The 22,083-nt window shown below is 60.3% G+C and carries 18 protein-coding genes and 1 pseudogene; 11 read left to right on the forward strand and 8 right to left on the reverse strand.

The features are described 5' to 3' along the window. The first annotated feature begins 293 nt into the window (after positions 1–293). On the forward strand, positions 294–1,838 hold the full coding sequence (locus tag C5748_RS05070; protein WP_158259809.1) for an FAD/NAD(P)-binding protein: 1,545 nt from the start codon (positions 294–296) through the stop codon (positions 1,836–1,838). Between the two features lie 30 nt (positions 1,839–1,868). On the opposite strand, the gene C5748_RS05075 is transcribed toward C5748_RS05070, so the two are convergent. The 5 genes from C5748_RS05075 to C5748_RS05095 all read right to left on the reverse strand — a co-directional run bounded on the left by C5748_RS05075 (position 1,869) and on the right by C5748_RS05095 (position 7,606). Continuing rightward, positions 1,869–3,353 carry a sulfatase family protein gene (locus C5748_RS05075; RefSeq protein ID WP_105740850.1) on the reverse strand — a complete coding sequence of 495 codons (1,485 nt, stop codon included), beginning with the start codon at positions 3,351–3,353 and terminating at the stop codon, positions 1,869–1,871. 69 nt (positions 3,354–3,422) lie between these two features. Then, positions 3,423–4,394, reverse strand: a complete 972-nt coding sequence (locus tag C5748_RS05080) for an aliphatic sulfonate ABC transporter substrate-binding protein (RefSeq protein ID WP_425350208.1) — start codon at positions 4,392–4,394, stop codon at positions 3,423–3,425. Between the two features lie 7 nt (positions 4,395–4,401). Continuing rightward, entirely contained in the window at positions 4,402–5,214 is an 813-nt protein-coding gene (locus tag C5748_RS05085) for an ABC transporter ATP-binding protein (protein WP_105740852.1), read from the reverse strand. Continuing rightward, entirely contained in the window at positions 5,211–5,984 is a 774-nt protein-coding gene (locus C5748_RS05090) for an ABC transporter permease (RefSeq protein ID WP_105741021.1), read from the reverse strand. The genes C5748_RS05085 and C5748_RS05090 overlap by 4 nt, the downstream gene beginning before the upstream one ends. A 71-nt stretch (positions 5,985–6,055) precedes the next feature. Then, the gene (locus tag C5748_RS05095) at positions 6,056–7,606 is read right to left on the reverse strand and encodes a sulfatase family protein (RefSeq protein ID WP_105740853.1); all 1,551 of its coding nucleotides are present in this window, start codon (positions 7,604–7,606) and stop codon (positions 6,056–6,058) included. A 230-nt stretch (positions 7,607–7,836) separates the two neighbouring features. Here C5748_RS05095 and C5748_RS05100 point away from each other — a divergent pair, with 230 nt between their 5' ends. Next, complete coding sequence (locus tag C5748_RS05100) at positions 7,837–8,772, forward strand: LysR family transcriptional regulator (RefSeq protein ID WP_158259810.1); 936 nt, start codon at positions 7,837–7,839, stop codon at positions 8,770–8,772. An 89-nt stretch (positions 8,773–8,861) separates the two neighbouring features. Here C5748_RS05100 and C5748_RS05105 read toward each other — a convergent pair whose 3' ends face one another. Both C5748_RS05105 and C5748_RS05110 read right to left on the reverse strand, forming a co-directional pair. Beyond that, positions 8,862–10,091, reverse strand: a complete 1,230-nt coding sequence (locus C5748_RS05105; RefSeq protein ID WP_245428814.1) for a DUF2778 domain-containing protein — start codon at positions 10,089–10,091, stop codon at positions 8,862–8,864. Positions 10,092–10,296: 205 nt separating this feature from the next. Beyond that, on the reverse strand, positions 10,297–11,364 hold the full coding sequence (locus tag C5748_RS05110; RefSeq protein ID WP_105741023.1) for a LacI family DNA-binding transcriptional regulator: 1,068 nt from the start codon (positions 11,362–11,364) through the stop codon (positions 10,297–10,299). A 178-nt stretch (positions 11,365–11,542) separates the two neighbouring features. On the opposite strand from C5748_RS05110, the gene C5748_RS05115 reads away from it, so the two are divergent. The 7 genes from C5748_RS05115 (at position 11,543) to C5748_RS05145 (ending at position 18,510) form a co-directional block, all read left to right on the forward strand. Further along, positions 11,543–12,577 carry a TRAP transporter substrate-binding protein gene (locus C5748_RS05115; RefSeq protein WP_245428816.1) on the forward strand — a complete coding sequence of 345 codons (1,035 nt, stop codon included), beginning with the start codon at positions 11,543–11,545 and terminating at the stop codon, positions 12,575–12,577. Positions 12,578–12,608: 31 nt separating this feature from the next. Continuing rightward, entirely contained in the window at positions 12,609–13,130 is a 522-nt protein-coding gene (locus C5748_RS05120; RefSeq protein WP_105740855.1) for a TRAP transporter small permease, read from the forward strand. Then, positions 13,127–14,404: a TRAP transporter large permease gene (locus C5748_RS05125; protein WP_105740856.1), complete on the forward strand. Its 1,278-nt coding sequence runs from the start codon at positions 13,127–13,129 to the stop codon at positions 14,402–14,404. Before C5748_RS05120 ends, C5748_RS05125 begins: the two co-directional genes overlap by 4 nt. Positions 14,405–14,413: 9 nt before the next feature. Next, entirely contained in the window at positions 14,414–14,953 is a 540-nt protein-coding gene (locus C5748_RS05130; protein ID WP_105740857.1) for a VOC family protein, read from the forward strand. Positions 14,954–14,961: 8 nt separating this feature from the next. Then, the gene (locus C5748_RS05135) at positions 14,962–16,236 is read left to right on the forward strand and encodes a ribulose-bisphosphate carboxylase large subunit family protein (protein ID WP_105740858.1); all 1,275 of its coding nucleotides are present in this window, start codon (positions 14,962–14,964) and stop codon (positions 16,234–16,236) included. A 2-nt stretch (positions 16,237–16,238) separates the two neighbouring features. Then, complete coding sequence (locus C5748_RS05140; RefSeq protein ID WP_105740859.1) at positions 16,239–17,531, forward strand: four-carbon acid sugar kinase family protein; 1,293 nt, start codon at positions 16,239–16,241, stop codon at positions 17,529–17,531. A 217-nt stretch (positions 17,532–17,748) separates the two neighbouring features. Further along, positions 17,749–18,510: a 3-keto-5-aminohexanoate cleavage protein gene (locus C5748_RS05145; protein WP_245428817.1), complete on the forward strand. Its 762-nt coding sequence runs from the start codon at positions 17,749–17,751 to the stop codon at positions 18,508–18,510. Between the two features lie 138 nt (positions 18,511–18,648). Here C5748_RS05145 and C5748_RS05150 read toward each other — a convergent pair whose 3' ends face one another. Then, positions 18,649–19,527 carry a class I SAM-dependent methyltransferase gene (locus tag C5748_RS05150; RefSeq protein ID WP_105740860.1) on the reverse strand — a complete coding sequence of 293 codons (879 nt, stop codon included), beginning with the start codon at positions 19,525–19,527 and terminating at the stop codon, positions 18,649–18,651. A 430-nt stretch (positions 19,528–19,957) separates the two neighbouring features. On the opposite strand from C5748_RS05150, the gene C5748_RS05155 reads away from it, so the two are divergent. Next, positions 19,958–21,523, forward strand: coding sequence for an APC family permease (locus C5748_RS05155; RefSeq protein ID WP_105740861.1), 1,566 nt, complete (start codon positions 19,958–19,960; stop codon positions 21,521–21,523). A gap of 79 nt (positions 21,524–21,602) precedes the next feature. Continuing rightward, a pseudogene (locus tag C5748_RS05160) lies at positions 21,603–21,850 on the forward strand (substrate-binding domain-containing protein); the annotation flags it as partial. Between the last annotated feature and the right edge of the window lie 233 nt (positions 21,851–22,083).

Consider the following 22,083-nt stretch of genomic DNA (forward strand, 5'->3'; position numbering starts at 1 on the left):
TCACCTCTACGAGGCCTGCTGATACCGACAGGATTGTCAGTTCTCAGCACCGTTCGGCTGCCAGTTATCTGACAGCGGGCATAATCTGCCCGCTGTCGACGACCAGCAGAAATTTTACAGGAGAGCACTTCCGCGCCACGCCGCTACTTGTCTTAAGAGCAGGCCACGACGAAGTACCGATCCCGAAAGTACATTCAAGAATAAGGTTAGAAAGATCGCCGCATGGATCAACCGGTTCCGCGACGATAAGGGGCACGACTTTGCCAAAGAGATGACCAACCGAGGACATGGCCATGAAAGTCATCGATCACATGAATGCAAATCTCGCAATAGTCGGCGGCGGAGCTGCAGGCGTCGCGACATTCATCGCCGCAGTGAAACGCCGCGCGGCAGGAACCATTCATATCATTGATCCCCGCCCCGTCGGTCCGGGCATTGCGTTCTCCAATACGGACCCCGATGTGATATGCAACACGTCCGTCGATACGATGTCGGTGGTATCCGGGCACCCTCTGGATTTTCTGGATTATCTGCAATCCAGAGGCTATGCCGCGACACCGAGCTCCTTCGTGCCGCGATCATTGGTTGGGGATTACCTCACTGATCGTTTCCAGCGCTATCGCGAGGTTGCGCGCCGAAACGGAATCGACGTCTTTTGCTGGGCATATCAGTTTCATTCATTGCGGATTGATGACCACCATCGCTATGAGCTTCGATTAAGCAGGCTCACCAGACGTCAATCGCTCATCGTCACCGATGTCGTTTTCTGCACAGGCCATGGTGCTGCCCGGGTGCCTGAAATCCTGATGCCTCACCGCGACCATCCGACTTTTGTCGGCTGCCCCTACCCCGAGACCGAAATGCTGGCGAAAGTACCGGCAAAATCTCGCGTGCTGGTCATCGGCAGCAAGCTTTCGGCGATCGACGCAGCTATCCTGCTGTGTCGGGAGGGCCATTCGGTCACCATGGTATCTCCATCCGGCGAAATACCCGGGGTGCGTGCCCGCTTCATTCGAAGTGAAAACATCTCCTTCGACCTCGACCGCATGGAATCGCTCCTGACGCGATGGAATGATCAAGCCGCGGGGCCTTGTCCCACCTCGTTGAAGTACGCCTATCTGAAATATGCCGCGCAAACACTTTCCGAAAACACGCGCAAGCCATGGCGGACGCAGTTTTCGCATGCGATTCCCTATGATGAAAGGCTGCGGGAGGAAATCGCCATCGCTGAGCAAGGTGATTGCTCATGGCAGGACATGGTCGTCGGCTTCCTACATGCGGCGAACTCGGTTTATCTAAAGAACAAGGAACGGTTCATAGGGGGATTGCACCCGGGCTTCCGGGACATACTCCATCGCTACGTCACCGCCATTGCCCTGGCGAATGCGGAAAAGCTCATGCGCCACATCGACAATGGAGCCCTTACCATCAAACGAGGCGAGTTGAGGCATGTCGCCACGTCGGATGCCGGCTATGACCAATGGTTGGTCGATTGGGGCGAAGGCCTCCAGCGCTTTGACGCAGTGGTGGCCACGACCGGCTACCATTTTCCGTACTATGTGTTCAATGACGCAGGCGAACTGGAAATCGATGTCGAAGGAAGCCGCCCGGAGCAAGCCATCGATATCTCGCGCGACATGGCGGCACATGATCCCGGTTTGGCCGATAGGGAAAGCATCTGGTTTGTCGGCCCTCCCGCGCATATGCGCCTGTTCGTACCCAACGCACTCATCATCGTTGCGCCTTTGGCTGATCAGGTCATCGTCAACATGATGGATTTCTTCGATTATGACAGGGCCAGTGATCAGAGATTTTCCATCCCGTTGAAAGCCTCATGATACCCCGATCATGAAACGAGCAAACCCGGGTCATCGTCGCCGGGCTTCAAGAGGATGGCGTTTTTCCAGGGCATCGGCATGATGTGCCCGGCCGGTGGCTCTCAAACGCTGGAGATAGGCCGGCAGATCGCCTCGACAGTGGAACGGTCCACCTTCGCGCATCACGGTCATCAGAGGATCGACATTCGTCGCGCTCCGCGCCATCATCTCGCCTCGCCAGCTCTCCAGCAGATGGCTTGCATGCGCGACTATCCCGGGATGGCTGTCGGCGACATTCTGCTGCTCATGCGGATCGTCCGTCAGGTTGAACAGGGTCGTCGGCCCGAAATCCTTGTATCCATCATGATAGGTTCGCAGCATCAGCCAGTCCGCATCGTCATGGCAAAACCTGACGCCGCGTTGCGCCGCCCAGGCGCCCTGGCTCGTGATCAGATAATCTCGCCCGCCATCAGCCCCTTGTGAGAGCGCGGCGCTGAATGAACGTCCGTCCCAGACATCCGGTATCTTGCCTCCGAGCCGATCGATGAGCGTGGCCGGCCAGTCGAAATGATAGTGCAGTCCGCTGTTCACGCCCCGCATATCGGCGGCCCCCGGCCAGCGAATGATCAGCGGCACATTGCACGTGAATTCATCTGCTGTCTGATGGTCGCCCCAGACATTCAGTTCGCCCATGTTCTCGCCGTGATCTGCGCCGATGACAATGATGGTCTTTTCAAAAAGGTCCTGCCTTTTCAACTCCTCGACCAAAAGCGCGATATGATCATCGGCATAGCGAATTCCAGTATCGTAGCCGTCGAACCAGGCCTTGGCGCGCGCCATGCTGTCGATGGGCGTGGGAGCACGGGGATAGACCGATTGTTGGTTTTCTTCGGTGAAACCTGTCGGCTCGAGAGGACTGTGCGGTCCATAACCGGCGATCGACTTGGCAAACACGTCCTCGGTCATCCATTGCGGCCCCGGCTCGCCGGCGAAGGGGTCGCCATAGGCTTCGGGCACGCGATAGGGTGTGTGCGGATCCCAGACATTGACATGCAGGAACCAGTTTCTGTCCGAGCCGTTGCGGCGCAACCAGTCGACTGCTTTGGGAACGACCTCGTCGGCATTTTCCATCCCGGTCTTTCCGGGATTGATCACCTCGTTGAAGCCCGCATACCAGTGCCAGCAGCCGTGCCGCTCTCCGAAACTGCTGATCGTGGCTGTGTAGTAGCCAAGATCGCGAAGCGCCTTCATCCAGCCATCCTTCTGGAAAGTCCCGGCCCATGCGCGGTCGGCACCTTCGTGGAATGGCTCGCAGGCGGTTCCCCCATGGCCCACGACGCCGGTCCGCATTCCGAAGCGTCCGCTCCAAAGCGCGGTGCGCGAGGGATGGCAGGGAACGTCGGAGACATAGACGTTTTCGAACCTGATGCCCTCGGCGGCGATCCGGTCGATATTGGGCGATGTGTCGCGGTGATATCCGTAACAACCAAGATGATCGCGGCGCAGGCTGTCTATGTCGATGTAAAGGATGTTCATGATTGCCTCCGTCAGATTGCGACTGGCGTCACCACCCGGCCACGACGCGGCCGGGTGGTGAGGCAAAACCTAACCGGCAATGAAGATGTCGGCGGTGTAGAAATCTTTGGGCGGCAGCGGCTTGTCGAGTTTCCCGAAGGACGTGAAAAGCGCATTCATGCCCGACAGCCATTTGTCGACCGTGCCGTCCTTGGTGAAGCCGACAAGTTCGCCAGTACTGAAATATTGGCTGTTGGCCGCATCCGCCTTGACGTTCTCAGCGGAAACACCGAGCAGAGCCGAGGTCAGTTCGATGGATTTTTCCATGTTCTTGGCGCGAAAATCCATCGCCTTCTTCAAAACCCGGATGAATTTAGCGGTAAACTCAGGCTGTTCCGTCACCACTTCATTGCGGGCGACCATGGCTGTCGGAAAGCTGTGCTCCGGATAGAAGTCCCGGCTGCCGGCGAGCTCCTTCATATCCGGCACGTTCTTCTTGATGATCCCGATCAGCGGATACCATATCCCGGCAGCATCGATCTGCTTGGAGGAAAATGCCGCCACGACGGTGCTGGGATCCATCTTGATCTGCTCGATGTCGTCAACGGTCAGTCCCGCCTTCTCCAAGGCGAGCCTCAGCACCATGTCCCCGGAGGTCCCCTCCGGCACGCCCACCTTCTTGCCCTTCAGATCGGCCATGGAGGCGATGCCGCCCTGCGCGATCACGCGGTCGGCAAAGCCGATCGAGTTGATGCTGACCACCTTGGTCTTGCCGCTCGCCGGGAGCCACAAGGCGCCCGGTCCGATATAGCCGAAGTCGAGGCTGCCGGCGCCCAGCGCCTGGATCTGCAACGGACCGTTGGTAAAGACCTTCAGATCAGGAACCAGGCCTTCCGGCTCCCAATAGCCCTGATCCTGCGCAATGGCATAAAGACTGCCACCGTTGAAATCGCCTATGTAACCGATACGGACCGTCTCCTGATCGGCATGGGCGCTGCGTCCGCCAAAGGCAAGTGCGGCCGTCGCGACGGAAGTACCTGCTACAAACTGTCGTCTGGTGATGCGCATTTCAGTTCTCCTCCAAAGCTTTATTGTCTGCCTGATTTTCTGATTGAGATGCGTGCTGGTGATAAACCTCATGCCAAACGCCGTTGCGAATGGCAGTGAACTCGGGCGAAAGCCGGATGGCCTCATTGCGCGGATAAGGCAGGTCGACGTCGATGATCCGGTGCAGCCTGCCGGGCTTGGCCGCCATGATGACGACCCTGTTTGCCAGATAAACCGCCTCATCGACATCATGAGTGATGAACATGACGGTTCGGCGCTCCTTGCTCCATGTGCTGAGAAGCTGGTCCTGCAATTGCACACGGGTCAAGGCATCCAGCGCGCCGAAAGGCTCGTCCATGAGCAGTATCTTCGGATTGACCGCGTAGGCTCGTGCGATCGCGCAACGCTGCTTCATGCCGCCCGAGAGCATTTTCGGCAAGGCATCGGCAAAGCGCGACAACCCGACAAGTTCGATGAAATGGTCAGCCGTCTTCTTTCGCTCGCCGCGCCCTACCCCGGCGATTTTCAACCCGAACTCGACATTTTCCTGAACGGTCAGCCACGGGAACAGCGCATATTGCTGGAATATGACGCCGCGCTCCGGTCCGGGGCCCGAGACCTCAACTCCGTCTACGAGCACTGCACCTGCGGTGGGCGCCATCAAGCCCGCCGCGATATTCATCGCCGTCGACTTGCCGCAACCGGATGGGCCGACGACCGTCACGAATTCCCCGTCGGCTATATCCAGCGACAGACGGTCGAGGGCTAGAAAGGTTTCCCCCTGTCCGAGATCGAATTGGCGCGAGACGCCCTGAAAGGAGATCTTGGGCTTCATACGCGCTCCTGCCAGACCGTGAGTTTGCGCTCGGTAAGGATAAGGACCCGATCCATGACCAACCCCAGAATGCCAATGACGATGAGGCTGACGAAGATCGTCGGCAGATCGTAATAGAGCTGCGCCTGCTGCATGCGAAATCCGAGCCCCGATTGCGCGGCGATCAGCTCGGCCGCCACCACAGTCGCCCAGGAAGAGCCAAGGCCGATCCTGATGCCGACAAGGATGAAGGGTGTCGATGCAGGTATGATGACCCGCCAGAAGATCGTGCCGTCCTTCGCCCCAAGAACGCGGGCAGCGTTGATAAGCGTCTTGTCGACGCTGATGACGCCCTGATAGGTCGCGACCACGCTCGACAGGAACGATGCCAGGAAGATGACGAATATCTTTGGCGCCTCGTCAATCCCCATGGTGACGATAGCAAGGGGAATGACGGCCAATGGGGGTATCATCCGGAAGAACTGGACATAGGGCTCGATCAGCCCGCGCGCCACCTTGTACCATCCCATCAGGAACCCGATCGGAATCGCCAGCGCCACCCCCAGGAGAAACCCTGTCAAAACGCGCTTCAGGCTGGCGAATATATCGATCGGCAATTGCCCGTTGCGGATCAGATCGACGGCCCGCGAAAACACTTCCAGAGGACCCGGCAGGCCGACGACGCCGAAATGAGTAACCAGCGCCCAGCCGGCCAGCCCCGCGGCAAAGGCGCCGACATTGAGCGCCAGCAATGCCGGATCGGGGAAATATCTCCATGGGCTTCTTGCCATCGGCTGTTTCCCTAGGGATTGCTCGCGCGCCAGCCCAACCGGCGCGACTGCATTATTGGCGTGGCCCTCCGTCATGCTTGCGCCACGCGGGGCATCTTCATCGGCTCGGAACGCATCAGGCCCTGCAGCATTTCATGGGTAAGCCCCTGCCTAAGCCCGGCCAATTGCGGTTCGTTCCAAAGATTATCGATCTCGGCGGGATCCTCCTCAAGATCGAATATTTCGCCATGGGGTCCCTCTTTATAAACCGTTATCTTGTAGCGGTCGTTCACATATGAAATGAGATGCGGCATGCCGGGGTTGTGCCGGTTCTCGCACAAGATGAAATCGCGTTTGCGCTCCTCCTTCCCGGTCCACACACCATATTGAGAAACGCCCTGCAGGCTTGCCGCCTGGTTTCCAAGCCCCGTTGCATCAAGAACCGTCGGCGTGAAATCGACCAGGCTCTGCAACGCATCGCTGACAACGCCGGCGGGAACGGTGCCCGGCTGCCGGACGATCATCGGAATGCGAAGCATGTCCTCGTAGTGGAACGGTCCTTTGGCCACGAGGCCGTGCTGACCGAGAAAATGGCCATGATCGGTGGCAAAGACCACCAACGTGTTCTCCGTCATCCCCAACTCGTCCAGCCTGTCGAGAAGCCGGCCGATTTCCTCGTCGAGAAAGCTCATCATGCCGTAATAGACCGCCATATCCTTCTTCAGTTCGTCGACGGGATAGAGGTGACTGTCGCATCCATGCGCCTCGAACGGCTTGTGCCAGGCCCGGAAATCAGGCGAAACCTCCTGGGTCATGCGAAAATGCGGCGGGTTCTTATCGTGTTCGCCCGGAACCAATGCTCCCGGCACCATGTCGGCTGGATCATACATCGAGGCCCAGGGCTCGCTGATGGCATAGGGCGGGTGCGGATCGTGGAAACTGGTCCACAGGAAGAACGGCGCACCATCCTTCGCGCGCTCATCCAGATAGGCGAGAGAACGCTCGCCGGTCCAGTGCGTGTAGTGCAATTCCTGCGGCAGCTTCCACGAACGATCCCGGCGAACCCAATAGGGATGGTCGGCAAGCGTGGTCGGCGCCATACGGGATTTATCCCCCGCCACCGGCTGGAAATATTCCTTCCAATCCGCCAGGCCATGCTCCTCGAGCCAGATGGCATAGTGCTGACCGACCAGGTTCTCGTCGGCATGGTTGCGGGCCAGTTCCACGTGCTGAAAGCCGTACCATTGATCCCTAAAGCTTCGCCAGAAGTCCAGATCGCGCAAGGTCGGATGGGCTTCGAGTGACGGACATTCGGCCGTCGAGGCAAGCGGTTGAAAATGCGCTTTTCCGATGAGACCGGTTTTGTACCCGGCCCTTACAAGTCTTTCGCCGATCGTTGGGACGTTTTCGGGCAGTTTGACGCCGATGGTCCATGCGCCATGATGTGATGGATAAAGCCCGGTAATGATGCTTCCGCGCGATGGAGTGCAAACGGGGCTGGGACAATAGGCGCGCTCGAAGCGCATGCCTTCCCGGCAGAGCCGGTCGAGATTGGGCGTGCGGATCTTGTCATTGAGCACGCCGAGCGTCGAATAGTGCTGCTGGTCCGTTGTGATGAGAAGAATATTCAGGGGTTTCGGCACGCCATGCTCCAGGTCACCCGGCGTTTTGCCGGCAGGCTATTCAGCATCAGGGTTCAGCATCAGATTGAATTTGCCGATTGCAGGCCAAAGGGGCCCTTATAGCCCTCGGCAGATAACCACGCGCCATCCTCCCAAATGGTCTTCATGCGTTTCGGCACTAAAGTTTTGCCAGCATTCCGTGATGATGTACAATGCCGAGAAGTACGAAATCGATAAGAAAAGCTGATCGCATGTTTGACCGACTGCCTGATTTGAAGCGCGTGCTCGTCATTGTGGAATGCGGCAATCTGCATGCTGCGGCAGAGCGTTTGAACATTACCCAGCCCGCGCTGACCCGTTCGGTCAAGCTGCTGGAAGAGCATCTGGGTGCAAAGCTTTTCCTGCGCCATCCGCGCGGTGTGAAGCTGACCCAGTTCGGCGAGCACATCGTCAATCATACAAAACACATCTTGCGCGAATGCCAGGTCGCCGAAACGGAGCTCGGCACACTCCTGCAAGGCGAAGCCGGAACGCTGAAGATGGCGGCAGCGCCCGTTTGGGTGTCCTATCTGCTACCTCCGGCCATCGTGGCCGCGCAGAAGCGCTACCCCGCCATGCAGATACATCTTCTTTCGATGGATTATGCCGATGCGATACCGCGCCTCCGGAATGGCGATCTCGATGTTTTCTGCGGCGGGTTTGCAAGCGAGGAGATGCTGCCGTCATTTCTGACACGCAAGCGGTTTTTTCAGGCGCAAATGCATGTCATTTCCCGCCAGGATCATCCGATATTGCAGGAATCGCCTGGGGATCTGGAAAAGCTGCTCGATTATCCCTGGCTTTCCTACCAGAATGACTGGGGCTATCTCGATCTTGCGATGGAGCACATCGAGGCCAGAACCGGCCGACGCAAAAGCGCTTCCGTATTCTGCGAGACCATTATAGCAGCGCTCATCATGATCCAGGAGGGCGATTATCTCTCCTACCTGCCCGATAATTTCATGCGCATCGTGCCCGGCTTCAATTTGCGCACCGTCGCCGTCGACATGCCCGGCGATACGTTCCATTCAGGCATCATCTTCCGGCGCAGCCTGGAGAAGAACCACGCTTTTCAAACAGTTGCCGCTACCGTCGATGACATGATCAAGAAAAAGATGGATCCCGGAACGCAAGGATTCTCGCTTTAGCCGCACAACTCGGCCGGGCGCTCGCCAATCTCAACGCGCATTCGCCTGTGGAAAGGCCGCTTGCCGAGTGCAAGCCGGTCCAGCCCCCGTCAGATGCTCTTGCCGTTGGAGACAAGCTGCATGGTCGCCTGTCCCCGGCTCGGCACCACGACGAGTTGCTTGACCTTGCCCTGTTTGAAAGCCTTGAGAAAACGGTCGTAATTCTTGAAGGCGACACAGCCATGCGATTCCCCTTCCCTGCCACGCAGCAGGTAGCTATGGGTGAGAAAGCCGTCGCGGCCATATTTATTCCTGCCGTCTACAGGCAGCATGCGGATCGCCTCGACACCATGGAAGCGTTTTTCACGCATTTTGAGGTTATAGGTATGCGGCGGGGTCGGTCCTTTCATCTTGACATTCGCGTAACGCGGATTATCGGCCATCTTGCCAATGCCGGAATGGGCCTCGAGCACGCTGCCGTCGGGCATATAGACCTTCGCCGCGCTGATGTCGTAGACCGCCACGCCGTGTTCCGGCTTGGGCCCGCCACCAAACAGATCACGTAATGTTTTACCAAAGCCGCCGCCTCTCGCCTTCTCGGTTGGATTATCCGGCCGCGCGTAGGCGAGCACCTGCGGCTTTGACGTCTCGCGTTGAGGGGCGGATTTCGGCAGTGGCGGCTCTTCGACCGGCTGCACGGCGGATTCCGCCATTTGCTCGGCGAGCTTGCGGCCTTCTTCGCCACGCGGGCGGAGTTGCGGCAGGGGAATGTCGGAGGGATCGCCGTCGAAGCCGGGCAAAGCCGCCACGTCGTCGCCCGTTTCGAGATCCGGCTCCTGCGATGCGTCAGGATTTTCCTCCAGCGATGCCGCCAGCCAAGTGGACAGGGCGGCGCTGGCCGCTCCGCCGGGCGTGGGGTCGGCATAGGCCAGGATCGTCTGGGGCTGCCCGGCCGGGCCGCTGGCTGGCCGCCCGAACCGTTCCGCCGCGGGCGTATCAATCTTTGCCATAAGGCGCGGTGGCTCGGCGGGATCGGACAGACGGGCGGATTTTCCACCGGCAACATTTACGGACGTGGCGGATGCCTCCAGGGCTGCGATGAACTCCAGCGCCTTGTCCTTCATGGCTTGCATATCCAGAGATTCCGCGTTCGCCCGCTCGACTGAATAGAGCCTTGGCTTGGGCAAAAAGGGACCTGAACCGAAGGCGAAAGACCCAGTCATCGCGACGATACCGGCCACCGACCACATGGCCGCGCCAGCAAAAGCGGCGGCAACGCAAGTGATTAGCAGCGACCGCACCAGACGGCGCAAAGACTGTACACGAATAATCTTACTCACCAACGCCTACCAAACCAGTACATCCCCGCAAGGGGTTTTTGGGCCGGCAAGCGACCCCCTCATGACCATGTGATTGAGAAAAGATGGCCAAATGTGGTTAATTTTTGCTTTCAACAGCCAAATATATCTGCTCGGGTATTGTTTTCGCCCAGGCAGGGCCGCCGCCAGCCCCGATCGCAGTCGTTATTTGATGCAACGAAATGGTTCAAAACGGGTGCCGGCCACGACGTGTTGCGGCACCGCCGGCGACGGATTGAACGGGAGGAATGTTCTCGCGGAAGATGATATCCATCTTGACCGGCGACAGCACCGCTGGATTGAGGATATCGCCACGCTGAAGATCGCGGAAGACGCGAAGCGTCGTCCCCAGCAGCATATCCGGGTCGGAATTGATCACGACGTCCATGGTTCCGGCGATCAGCAGCCGGCGCGTGTCCGCCGTCAATCCGTGTCCGATGAAGATCACTTCGCCGGATCTGCCTTTTTCCTGCAGGGCACGGCCAATGCCGTCGGATGAACCGCCGACATTGTAGATGCCGACAAGGTCGCTGTTCTGCTCCAGAAGCGAAAGCGCGTGACGATAATTTTCATCGCGGTCGTCATGCCCCTCGCGCATGCCGATGACCTGCAGGTCGGGATAAAGCTCTTCAAACAGGCCAAGGAATCCCATCTCGCGCTCGGCATGGGCACGATAGTTGCGGCTTCCCGCAACGAGGGCGACGCTGCCCTTCTGCGCCCGGCAGAACCGGCCGAGCAAGTACCCTGCCGTGCGGCCGGCAGCTTGGTTATCGAGTCCGACATAGGCATCGCGCAGCGAATGCTGCAGGTCTGAGACGATGGTCACGATGCGCTTGCCGGCAGCTGAAACCTCTTCGACCGCCTCGCGCACCAGCGGATGGTCGATTGCCATGAAGACGATCCCGTCGGCCCAGCCGGCATGATGACGGATTGCGCCGGCGAGCGCCCCCGCATCGAAGCTTTCGATGAAGAAGCAGCGCACCTGCGCTTCTTCACGCGACTTCGACTGGGCGAAGGTCCTCACCTTGTCGCCAAGAAGGCGCAGATAGGGATTCCCACCCATGGGCAGCAGAAAGACGACATTCGGCGGCCGGGGATGCGAAAGCCTGCCATACTCCGCCTCGCTCAGATAACCCAGATCGAGTGCGGTCCGGAGCACGAGCTCGACGGTGCGGGCTTTCACGCCCTTGCGCCGGTTCAGCACCCGGTCGACCGTGGCCAGCGAAACGCGGGCCGCTTCCGCCACGTCCGTCATGAGCGGTGCCGGGCCGCTTCCCTGAATAGATGACACCTCAAAAAACCTCAAATTTTCCCGTTTGACCAGAAGCATGGGAATTCTTAGCCTTGTGTCAAGTAGGCAGCGTCCTTCGGGAGGAAACCGCAAAGGGCTGCTGTCTGCGGTCCGTCAGAACATGTCATGGGAGGAGTATCCAATGAACCGGAATTCGATGCATCATGGTGCGCAGCGCATCAACCGCCGATCGGCGCTTGCGCTCGGTCTTGGGGCGAGCGCCGCCACCATGTTTCCCGGCCTTTCACGCGCGCAATCGGTGACCCTGCGCTACGGCCACAACAACGAGCCGGCCAGCGTCGCGGGCGCACAGGCCGACTGGTTTGCGGAAGCGGTGGCCAAGCAATCGGGCGGTGACCTTGCCATCGAGGTGTTTCCGTCTTCGCAACTCGGCAAGCTGCAGGAGCTCGCCGAGGCTGTTTCTCTCGGCACCATCGCCTTCTCGCACAATACGGCCGGCGGCATCGGTTCCCTTTATGAACCCTTCGCGGCTCTCGATACGCCCTATCTCTACCGTGATGTCGACCATCTGATGAAGGTGATGGACGTCAATTCCCCGGTGATGCAGGAACTCAACCAGGGCCTGATCGAAGCGGCGAATGTGCGTGTCATCTATGCCCATTATTTCGGCCGCCGGAACCTGACCGCGAACAAGGCGGTCTATTCGCCGGCCGATCTCGCCGGTGAGAAGATCCGCGCCGTTCCGTTCCCGATCTACACCACCGCCGTCGAGGGCATGGGAGCGGCGGCTGTTCCCGTCGATTGGTCGGAGGTGCCGACCGCGCTTGCGACCGGCGTCGTCGCCGGCCAGGAAAATCCGGTGAACGTCATTCTCAACGTCAAGCTTTACGAGGTGCAGTCGCATCTCATGTTGACGGGGCACATGTCCAACGCCGAGGTCGTCGTTATGAACGAGGATGCCTGGCAAGGGCTTTCCGACGCGCACAAGGAAGCGGTCACGAAGGCTGCGGCCGAAATCCGCGACCGCGCCACCAAGGCGATCCAGGACAGCGAGGAGAAGGACACGCAGGCCTTGCGCGAACACGGCATGACCGTGATCGGCCCCCAGGACGGGCTGGACATCAAGGCGTTCCGCAGTTCGGTCGACAAGCTCGTGCAGGCGCGTTTCGGCGAGAAATACGGCGCGCTTTACGAAAAGATCGGGGCGATCCGCTGAGAAGCGGCGTTCACGGACCGGGAGCCAGGCAATGCATATCAGTTCCGCCGTCAGAACGGCATATGGGGCGCTGGAGGCGGTCTCGCTTGCCTGCCGGTTCGCGGCGATCCTTTTGCTTGTGCTGATGGCATCGCTCGTCGTCGGCCAGGTCGTCGGCCGCAACGTCTTCGACCTCGGCATGCCATGGGCGGATGAACTCGCGCGGTTCAGCGGCATCGCGCTGGTCTTCCTGTGTGTGCCGCTGCTGGCTCTGCGCGGTCAGCACGTCGCGGTCGATCTGGTGCCGATGATGCTGCCGCGGCGCCTCCGGCGCTATGCATTCATGCTCATCGAGACTGCCATTCTGGTCTTCTGCCTGCTTACACTCTACGGCTTCCAGTCCTTTCTTTCCCGTGCTGGAAAGTTCTCCTCACCCGCCATCGGCATACCCAACTGGCTGTTCTACGCTCCAGCACTTGCCGGCTTCGTGCTGCTTCTGCTGATAGCCGTCGTCCGCCTCGCAGGCCTCTTCCTGGAGAGCGAGCCGGCACCTGGGGATAGTGCAGCATCATGAGCCTCGTCCTTCTTCTTGTCTTCGCCGTGACGCTTGTGCTCGGCGCACCGATTGCCGTCTCGCTCGGGCTTTCCTCGGCGCTCGTGATCGTCGCCTATGGACTTCCCGTCAACGTGCTGGCGCAGCGCGCCGTCAATGCGCTCGATTCAACGCCGCTGCTTGCCGTTCCGCTGTTCATCCTGGCGGCAAGCCTCTTGAACGCGATGGGCGTGACGACGCACATCTTCGATCTGGTGCGCCTCATGGTCGGCCGCATCCGCGGTGCGGTGGCCCAGGTGTCGATCCTCGTCAGCCTGATTTTCTCAGGTGTCTCGGGCGCTGCACTCGCCGACATCGGCGCGTTGGGGAAGATCCAGATCGACCAGATGACAGGCCAAGGTTACAAGAAGAACTTCGCCGCCGGGATCACCATCGCCGCGGCAACGATCGGGCCGATCTTCCCGCCCTCGATCCCCATCATCATCTATGCCAGCGTCGCCAATGTCTCGGCGGTGCAACTCCTGATCGCGGGCATCATTCCAGCACTGCTCATCACGTTCTTCCTGATGGTCCAGGTCGCGATCATCGCCCGCCTCTACGATTTGCCGCGCGACACCGTCAGCCCATCCATGCGCGCCGTGGTGAAGAAAGCATTCGTCTCCTTCCCGGCACTGCTTACTCCGGTTCTCCTCATCGGCGGCCTTCTGAGCGGCTGGTTCGGTCCCACCGAGGTAGCTGGCGTCACCGTGGCCTATGCGCTTGTGATCGGCTTTGCCGTATACCGGACGCTGACGCTGCGGGCCGTATGGGAAAGCCTGCGCGAGACGGTGGAGGCCACCGCCAGCATCCTTTTCATCGTCTCTACCGCCGCCGTCTTTGCCTGGGTGCTCACCCTCGATCGCGTGCCGGCCAAGGCAGGCGCCCTCCTGCTCGGGCTGTCGGACGATCCCTTCGTCCTGCTTCTGCTCGTCAATCTTCTGCTCCTCGTCGTCGGCATGGTACTGGAATCGATCGCCGCCATCCTGATCATCGCGCCGATTGTCGCCCCCGCGCTCCATGCGGCAGGTGTCGACCCTCTCCAACTCGGCATCGTCTTCGTGCTCAACCTGATGATCGGCCTGCTCACCCCACCCATAGGCATGAGCCTCTATATGGTGTCCATCGTCGCCAAAATGCCGGTGCATGCGGTGATCCGTGGCGTGCTGCCCTTCCTGATACCTCTCTTTCTTTCGCTGCTGGTCGTCTCCGCCGTTCCCGCGATCTCGACCTGGCTCCCAAGACTCTTGATGCAATAGGATTCGAAGATGAGCAGATTTCTAGGCGCGATCCGCCAGCTCGGTTATGTGGTCGACGACATCGAAGCCGCCATGGCGCACTGGCATTCGGCCATGGGTGTCGGGCCCTGGTTCTACAATCCCCGGGTGCCGATCGAGGATTATCGCTATGATGGCCGGGCCTATGAGGTCCACAACTCCGTCGCCCTTGCCAATAGCGGCGCCTTGCAGGTCGAGTTGATCCAGACGCGCAACGATGCCCCCTCCATGTACCGCGACTTCATGCACGCCGGCCACCGCGGCCTGCAGCATGTCGCCTACTGGACGAGGGATTACGATGCCGATCTCGCCCGCATGGAAGCGGAAGGCTTCACACGGAAGATGAGCGGCAAGGTCGGGGCAAACGGCCGTTTCGTCTATTTCGACCGGGAGGCCCATCCCGGCACGGTGATCGAGCTCTCGGAGGTCATGGGACCGAAAGGCCGGCTTTTCGACCTGATCCGCCAAGCGTCCGACGGCTGGGACGGCTTTGACCCGATCCGCCCTTTCCCCGACCTTTCATCGCTGTGAGGTCCCCGATGAAGACCGCAACCGTAGAAGCCCGTTACCTGATCGAGACGCCGCTCGAGCCTGAGAAAGTAGCGGCGATCATGGCCGGCGAGCAGAGCAGCGGAACCTTTGTCCGTGTCGCCGGCGAGACGGAGGCGCTGCGCGAGCGCGCCGCAGCCAAGGTTCTGTCGATTGAAGAGCTGAAGCCGCTGGCGCGACCCAGCCTCGCGAGCGCCTATCTGGAACGCAAGGGAACTGCCGGTCCCTACCGGCGGGCGATGGTGAGGATTGCCTTTCCAATCGCCAATATAGGCGCCAACCTGCCCACGCTTGCGGCGACCCTCGCCGGTAATCTCTACGATCTGGGAGAGGTCACCGGGCTCCGGCTGGTCGATGTCTCGCTTCCGCAGGCCTATCGCGAGCGCTTCGAACGGCCGCGTCTCGGTGTTCAGGGAACGCGCCGGAAGCTTGGCGTCGAGGATCGGCCGTTCTTCGGCACCATCATCAAGCCCAATGTAGGCATGGCCGCATCGGAGATCGCGGATCTCGTAGGCCTGCTCTGCGAGGCGGGTGTCGACTTCATCAAGGACGACGAAGTCTGCGCCGATCCGGACCACGCTCCGCTTGCCGAGCGGGTTCCGGCGGTCATGCGAAAGGTTCGAGCCTATCGCGAGCGTACTGGCCGGGACGTCATGGTGGCCTTCAACGTAACCGATGAAACCGATGCCATGCGCCGCCACGCCGACCTGGTGGAAAGCGAAGGTGGCTCCTGCGTGATGGCAAGCCTCAACTGGTGCGGCCTGTCCGCCCTCCAGAGCCTTCGGCGCTCCACCCCGCTTGCCCTTCACGGCCATAGAAACGGCTTCGGCGCCTTCTCGCGCCACCCGGCACTTGGTATCAGCTTCAACGCCTACCAGGCGCTCTATCGTCTTGCAGGCATTGATCACATGCACGTCCACGGCATGGGCGGCAAGTTCTCGGATCCTGCAGAGGAGGTGGCCTCCTCCGCCCGCCGTTGCCTGCGGCCGCTCGCCGCCGACGCGGCGGACGACGCGGATGCGGTGCTGCCCGTCTTCTCCTCCGGCCAATGGGCGGGCACCCTGCCCCTGACCCACGAGGCCATCGGCTCGGCCGACTTCATGTTCCTTGCCGGCGGCGGAATTTTGGCCCACCCCGACGGCCCGGCAGCCGGTGTGAAGAGCCTTCGCCAGGCCTATGAGGCCGTGGCATCGGGAACGCCGCTCAAAAAGGCCGCGGAAGGCCTGCCGGAATTGCGTGCGGCTCTCGGGTTCTTCGGAGGCTGACGGTGGCGGTCGAGTATGTTTTCGTCGGCGACGATTTCACCGGAGCATCGGACACGCTTGCAACGCTGGCGCGCGCCGGGCGGCGCGTCCGCCTGTTCCTCGACCCACCGGACCCTGAAGCTATTGCAGAGGAGCGTCTCGATGCGGTCGGCATAGCCACCGAGTTCCGTGCGCTGCCGCCCAACGTCATCACCACACAGATCGAGACGATGGCGCCTGGGCTCAGGGCGCTGTCGCCCCGGATCGTGCACTACAAAATATGTTCTACCTTTGATTCCAGCCGCGAAGTGGGCAGCATCGGAGCCGCGGTCACCGCGCTGGAACACCATCTCGCCCCTGAACTCGTGGCAATCATTGGCGGGCAGCCGAGCCTCGGGCGCTATTGCGCATTCGGAAATCTCTTCGCGCGCGGTCCAAACGGCCAGGTCGATCGGATCGACCGGCACCCGGTAATGCGCCGCCATCCGATCACGCCGATGACGGAAGCAGACCTGCGCATCCATCTTGCACGGCAGGACTTCCAGGGACTGCAACTCGTTGCATGGCCGACGATAGAGGAAGGTCCTGCCGCCCTGAAGGCACACATCGAAGGCCTTTTGCGCGCAGGCCAACGGCACATGCTTTTCGACGCCTGCAATCAGGCACATCTCGACACGATAGGCGCCGCGTTGGACGGCTTCGGCAGCAATGATCGTCCGCTGCTGATCATTGGGGCCAGCAGCGTCGCAGAAGCGCTTGCCAGTGCCCCTCGGCCGCACGGCCCGGTGGTTCCGGCGCGAGATAACGGAAACAGGGGACCATGTCTCGTCGTGGCTGGCAGCCGCTCGGAGGTCACCGCCGCCCAGGTGGAAGCCGCCCGCCGCTTCAACCGCGTGCCGATCCGTTCGCAAGACCTGGCGAATGAGACCACGGTCGGCCAGTTCGCAGCGCGCTGCGCTGCGGCGCTGGCAACCGATGAGAACGTACTGGCATATCTCACCCCGTCCGAGAATTACCGCTCCGGTGGAGCCGAGCTCTCGCACAAACTGGCTGATCTGGTCGCCGCCACGCTCGATCGGCACGCCGTTCGCGCTTTGGGAATAGCCGGCGGGGATACCTCAAGCGTCGTCGTCCGTCGGCTTGGCTTCGACAGCCTGGCTTTCGAGGAACAGTTGGACACCGGCGTCGCCATCTGCGTCGCGGGCTCAAACGTCGTACAGCGGAACGATATGCGACTGATGCTCAAGGGCGGCCAGGTGGGATCGGACGCGGTTTTCGATCGGTTCGTTTCCGCAATGGATGGGAGATGCCGGTAGGGAACGAAATTGGCCGCCCATTTTTCCGTCATCAGGCCTTGCTCATATCGAATGACCCGCCTGTCCATAGCGGGAGACCTGAAAGATCGGCAACATGCGGATCGGCAGTGAACAGCGGATAACCTTTATCAAAGAGCGCCTTCAATATCCGCTATCCACAGGCACCATCTGTCAGTTGAACGTGCCGTTTTCCAGGCTATGCTGATCGAGCAGGAAGATGAAGGCAACGGAAATGCTGCAGGCATGTCTCAACGGAGGCCGCACCAGGACTTTTCATCCGGCGGTTCCGCTTTCCCCCGAGGAGATCGCCGTCGACGCCCGCGCTGTCGTCGATGCCGGTGCCGCCGAGCTTCACATTCACCCTCGCGACCGCGACGGCTTCGAGAGCCTCGATCCTGACGACGTGGCTGCGGCGCTCGGCGCGGTGCGGGCAAGCGTGCCGGGCATTCCCGTCGGACTATCGACCGGAGGGTGGATCAGGCCCGGCGGCCGAGCGCGCCAGCGGCAAATCGAGAACTGGACAGCGCTGCCTGATTACGTGTCGGTCAATCTTGAGGAAGAGGATGCGCCGGAGGTCATCGACTTGATGCTGCAGAAGGGCGTCGGTGTGGAGGCCGGCCTTGGGTCGCCCGCCGACGCGCGCCGTTTCGTCAATCTCCGCCTTGCCCGACAATGCCTTCGCGTGCTCATCGAAATCGATGAACAGGATTTCAAGGAGGGGCTCGCCGTGGCGAACGCGATATTCGCGATCCTCGATGAGGCCTCTCTCACCCTGCCGCGCCTCTTGCACGGGTCCGAAACGACCATGTGGCCGTTTTATCACGAGTCCATTCGCCGCGGCGTCGATGCGCGGATTGGGCTGGAGGATGGCGCGATGCTGCCCTCCAGTGAGTTAGCCGAAAGCAATGCCGTTCTGATTGCCGAGGCATCGAAAACAGCTTCGCTCAGTACTACGGTTTCACAAGCTGAAACAGGGTAGAGGGCCGTTCGGGGCCATCCGCGAGCGGCAGTCCAACCTGATCAGAGCGGCAAGGCGAATGTCTGCTTGACCGTTTCACTGGGCACGTCCGTCTTGACGTTTAAGCCGTGGACCAAAGGTCCAAGCCCACTGGATCGTTCAGGGGCGGAACGCGATGACGACGCCATGCAGCATGGACATGTCCATGTCGGGGCCGTTGAATGGGGCAGCGAGGCCTTGGAGAGACGGGGCGAGAATATCCTGACCGATCGATACCGCAGGCACGACCCGAACATCCTTCCAGCCGTTCTTCTCGAACGCGCGCCTGTAGTCGGCGGGGCGCTTGCGGTTCGGCTGCCCGGGAAACGACAGCATTGCGTAGAGCCAATTGGGGAATCGGTAGATATTGTTCGGATCGCGATCACGGATCCAGCGCGAATGCGTCTGGAAATCGACGATGTGGAGACTGACGCAGCCGGGACGCGCGACTTGGCTGATATCGGCGATCGTCCGGTCGATGTCATCAAAGTGCTCGAAGGCCGCGCAACTGACGATCATGTCGAATTGTCTGCCGCCGGCGAGCTTCGCAATGTCGAAATCCGCCTCGACCTGATAGTCGAATTCATCGGTACGCTTGGCGGTCGACGTCTTGGCACGGGCAATGTCTGCTTTTTTCAGACGATGGGGAAATCGGTCTATCGTCTCCGCAAAAAAGCTGGCGGGCTCTCCGCCCGTGAGGCGGAACGCATCGACAGCCAGATAGGACCGCGCGCCATGCGCCAGCAAGAGCGCTCCCGTTCCAAGTGAGGAGCCGGGCCCAAGCTCGAGAACATCGCGATCCCTGATCTCCACGTCCCGCGGCATGAAGCGAAGCCACGACTCGACCACGTCCTGCACATAGGCGTGGCGGCCTTCCCAATTTTCGTCGGCTACGGTGTTCGGTTTGGTGTAGCCCTGCAGCCTGTGCTTGGCCCATACCAGCGCGAGGACGCCAAAACCGAGGATCTGCATCAAAGTGTTGCGTAATACATATTGCATCGGTTCACCCCGGCACCATTGTTATCGAATCGAAGTATCACAGGTTGACCTGTCAGAGCTACAAGATGCTCGAGAGGATCATTTTTTCGAAGCGTGCTTGTTGGCCTCATCGGCGGCATGGTGGGTGGAAGGCCCGTCTAGCTCGGCGATTGCCGCGTGGCGTAATCCAGGTTGCGTGTAACCCGCCATGGTGATGGCGGTGGCATACAGCGTCCTGATTGCCCCGATCCCGTGGTTGTGATCGCCTTGCGCTGCGCTACGTCAAAATAGCAGGCGATAGGGATTTCTACACCATCTGGTGGATTTTACTGAAGCTGTTCTTGCACAAATTCACCGAGTCGGCGATCTTCACTCTCAGTCGTCACGAATCATCGCGCAAACTAAGAAAAGAACTTAAAGCTCTTGGGGCATTGTGAATAAAAGCGGCCATATGAAACGCGAAATGGGGTTGATCGGCCTCATGTTCGTGGCAGTGAGTGCCGTCCTGGGTTCAGGCTGGTTGTTCGCACCACTTCTTGCAAGCGAGCAGGCCGGACCGGCGGCAATTATCGCCTGGGGCATCGGCGGCATAGCAATGCTCCTGATCGCGCTCACATTCGCCGAGATTTCCGCCATGCTGCCGGTGCCGGGCGGGATTGCCCGTGTTCCGCAGTTCAGTCATGGCAATGTGGTGGCGATGGCGATGGGGTGGAGTGCCTGGATCGGTTACAACACCACGGCACCGATCGAAGTGGAGGCGATGCTGCGTTACCTTGCGCCCCACCTCGGCTGGATCAGCGGCGACATGTCGGATTGGCCGACCCTTTTGCTGGCAGCGGGATTTCTTGCCCTCTTCACGCTCATCAATGCTGTCGGCGTACAGTTCTTTTCCAGGGTCAATTCCGCTTTGACCTGGGTGAAGATCGCCATTCCGCTGGTCATCATCGTCACGCTTATGTGGGCGCGTTTCGACACCGCCAATTTCAGCAGCGCGGGAGGCTTTTCGCCCTATGGCCTGCACGGGATCTTTGCCGCCGTATCGACGGGCGGCATCATCTTTTCCTTTATCGGTTTTCGCCATGTGATCGACATGGCGGGCGAGGTCCATCGTCCCGGCGTCACAGTTCCCCTGGCGCTCATCCTGTCGGTCGTGATCTGCTTTGTCATCTATGGCAGCCTTCAGCTCGCTTTTGTCGGCGCGATGCCGTCCGACATGCTGTCCAACGGCTGGAACGGCCTGCTGAGCAATGCCCAGCTCGGCCCCATCGAGGCGATTGCCACCTCGCTTGGACTGTTGTGGCTCGTCAGCCTGCTCAACGTCGGCGCCGTTCTCGGCCCGTTCGGCGGCGGTCTGGTGGCTACCGGTTCCAATGCGCGCCTCGCCTATGCGCTGTCGAGAAACGGCTTCTTTCCGAAAATTCTCACGCGGCTTTCAAAACGCCGCATCCCGCTTTTGGCGCTTCTGGTCAATTTCGTATTCAGCACGCTGGTCTTTCTGCTGATGCCTTTCCAGGAGATCGTACAGCTCAACAGCTCCGCAATCGTTCTGTCCTTCGTCGTGGGGCCGGTGACCGTCGTGGCGCTGCGCCGTCTGCTGCCGGACCAGCCGCGCCCGCTGCGCCTGCCCGCTTTGATGTGGATAGCCGCGCCGGCATTTGTGGTGGCGACACTGATCATCTACTGGAGCGGATGGGACACGCTCTGGCGGCTGGGGCTGGCGCTTCTGGCGGGGCTCGTGCTTTTCCTGATCCATGCGCGATTGCGCTCCCCGGGCAAGCTCGACTTTCGGGAAGCAACTTGGCTCGTTCCCTATTTCGCGGGAATCGGCATCTTCTCCTACCTCGGTACATTCGGCGGAAAGGGTATCCTGCCCTTCGGCTGGGATATTGCCGCGATCACTGTCTTCTCGCTCGCCGTCTTCGTCCTGGCGATTGCCTGCCGGTTGCCGGCCGAGCGATGCGCCGAACAGATAAAAGGTCTCAAATCCATCAGGTCTCGGCCCGAAAAACCCGCATGAAGCCAACACCTGTCTCTGCGCAATAATCGGTGCAGTAAAAGCCAAATGAACCAACCGGGGCAGATCCGCGCCAGATCGTGGAGCGGGCGATCATCCGCTATCGCGCTATGCCTGTCCGCCGATTACCACGGTGGCGCAGAACTATAACGAGATCGGCAGGCTCGCAATGGCGCTTTTGCTGCGCAAGCTCGGAGAGAACGCCCATGCAATGGGCCCCTGCCGCCGGGCGAGCGCCTGCTGCTGAATGCCGAGATCATGCTGCGCGAACACCAAATTGCCAGCCTCACGCCCAGCGGCGGGCGACTTCAAGGCGCCAGCTCTATTTGACAAGCAGGATAACGAGCGGTCCTCCCAAAAGCACGCCCAATATGATGGCAGACAGGAGATACCTGGTCAGGATACGAAGAACAGGATGTGCTTTGGTCAATCTCACCGTCCATTTAAAAGCCATAGCGACTATCCCCGGATGTAGAGTGGGGACCACCGCTGGTGATCGCATCGCGTTTTCGCGACTGGATGGTCCCGTTGCTAGGCGTCGACAATTGCAACAGCATTACCTG

The organism is Phyllobacterium phragmitis, from assembly GCF_002980495.1.
Lineage (GTDB): Bacteria > Pseudomonadota > Alphaproteobacteria > Rhizobiales > Rhizobiaceae > Paramesorhizobium > Paramesorhizobium phragmitis.

Bases quoted from the DNA above. Each gene is read 5' to 3' on its own strand.
- C5748_RS05125 (WP_105740856.1), top strand. From the start codon at position 13,127: ATGAGCCTCGTCCTTCTTCTTGTCTTCGCCGTGACGCTTGTGCTCGGC.
- C5748_RS05120 (WP_105740855.1), top strand. From the start codon at position 12,609: ATGCATATCAGTTCCGCCGTCAGAACGGCATATGGGGCGCTGGAGGCG.
- C5748_RS05150 (WP_105740860.1), bottom strand. From the start codon at position 19,527: ATGCAATATGTATTACGCAACACTTTGATGCAGATCCTCGGTTTTGGC.
- C5748_RS05075 (WP_105740850.1), bottom strand. From the start codon at position 3,353: ATGAACATCCTTTACATCGACATAGACAGCCTGCGCCGCGATCATCTT.
- C5748_RS05085 (WP_105740852.1), bottom strand. From the start codon at position 5,214: ATGAAGCCCAAGATCTCCTTTCAGGGCGTCTCGCGCCAATTCGATCTC.
- C5748_RS05155 (WP_105740861.1), top strand. From the start codon at position 19,958: ATGAAACGCGAAATGGGGTTGATCGGCCTCATGTTCGTGGCAGTGAGT.
- C5748_RS05145 (WP_245428817.1), top strand. From the start codon at position 17,749: ATGAAGGCAACGGAAATGCTGCAGGCATGTCTCAACGGAGGCCGCACC.
- C5748_RS05115 (WP_245428816.1), top strand. From the start codon at position 11,543: ATGAACCGGAATTCGATGCATCATGGTGCGCAGCGCATCAACCGCCGA.
- C5748_RS05130 (WP_105740857.1), top strand. From the start codon at position 14,414: ATGAGCAGATTTCTAGGCGCGATCCGCCAGCTCGGTTATGTGGTCGAC.
- C5748_RS05070 (WP_158259809.1), top strand. From the start codon at position 294: ATGAAAGTCATCGATCACATGAATGCAAATCTCGCAATAGTCGGCGGC.
- C5748_RS05090 (WP_105741021.1), bottom strand. From the start codon at position 5,984: ATGGCAAGAAGCCCATGGAGATATTTCCCCGATCCGGCATTGCTGGCG.
- C5748_RS05110 (WP_105741023.1), bottom strand. From the start codon at position 11,364: ATGACGGACGTGGCGGAAGCGGCCCGCGTTTCGCTGGCCACGGTCGAC.
- C5748_RS05135 (WP_105740858.1), top strand. From the start codon at position 14,962: ATGAAGACCGCAACCGTAGAAGCCCGTTACCTGATCGAGACGCCGCTC.
- C5748_RS05100 (WP_158259810.1), top strand. From the start codon at position 7,837: ATGTTTGACCGACTGCCTGATTTGAAGCGCGTGCTCGTCATTGTGGAA.